We start from the raw sequence: 986 nt of genomic DNA on the forward strand, positions 1-986 counted from the left end.
GATGTCTTCTTCCATCGCCTTGCTCATCGTCTTTTCCTCGATTATGACTTGAGCAGGTTTTCACTGGGTCAATACACCTATGCAGGTCGTTTTGGTAGCTTGCTCCGAACCTACGAGCTCATTGGCTATTCGCCGGACAGAGATTACCGCTACGTAGAAATAAATCGGCGTCTCCGTGAGCTTCATCCTCAGGTTGTCACTCAGGCTGAGGACGCAATGTTAGAGGCGGGAGCACGTGTCGAGAAGACGGAGAGGTCGGGAATATTGCGAGTGAACGAAGAGTTCGACGTCTCCCTAGTCTTATCTCGATGTCGACAGACGATCGCCGGAAGAAATCGGTGGGTTATTCGGTTCGACAATGCACTGCATCCTGACATCACAGTCGCAGTTCGTATGGAGCAAGACGCCGAGTCGATACGAGATTACTACCTTCTTCCGGCATTCGGTGTATGCATGGACTGCGTTCGATTGGGCGATTTCAACGACTTCGGTTTTGATGCATATCGGTACAGTGACCTCGGGGTGCTCTGTCACCTTGCAAAGCGTGTGCCCTTAAAGGGGGTTCGGTATGAATGACCGCATTGACCATTTGGTTTCTTCGCTAACGCGCAGCAATGAGATCACTATGATTCCCATCACGAAACTGCGCATTCTCAACCCACGAACGCGAAATCCGTATTTCTTCTCTCAACTCGTTGAAAACATAGCTTCTGTAGGGCTCAAGCGACCAATAACCGTCGCTGTTGGCGGGCGGGAAACAGACGGCGAATGGTACGAAGTGTTATGTGGTCAAGGTCGGCTGGAGGCGCTGAAAGCTCTGGGCGAAAGGTCGATCCCTTGCTGTGTGGTCGAGGCAAGTGACGTCGATCGCTATCTGATTACTCTGACTGAGAACATCGCTCGTCGACGGTGACATGCCCCCTGCAAACAGGGCCAGCCGGATTCTAGTAAAGTTCGTTTTCGGAGAAGAAGACGAACATGAAGAA

The 986-nt window shown here is 51.4% G+C and carries 1 protein-coding gene and 1 pseudogene; both read left to right on the forward strand.

The window, feature by feature from the left end:
- Positions 1–576 (forward strand): annotated as a pseudogene (locus PAN31108_RS26645) (hypothetical protein); the annotation flags it as partial.
- The gene (locus PAN31108_RS26230; RefSeq protein ID WP_150671665.1) at positions 569–913 is read left to right on the forward strand and encodes a ParB N-terminal domain-containing protein; all 345 of its coding nucleotides are present in this window, start codon (positions 569–571) and stop codon (positions 911–913) included. The pseudogene PAN31108_RS26645 and the gene PAN31108_RS26230, both read left to right, overlap by 8 nt.
- Positions 914–986: the final 73 nt, after the last annotated feature.

The organism is Pandoraea anhela (assembly GCF_902459655.1).
Lineage (GTDB): Bacteria > Pseudomonadota > Gammaproteobacteria > Burkholderiales > Burkholderiaceae > Pandoraea > Pandoraea anhela.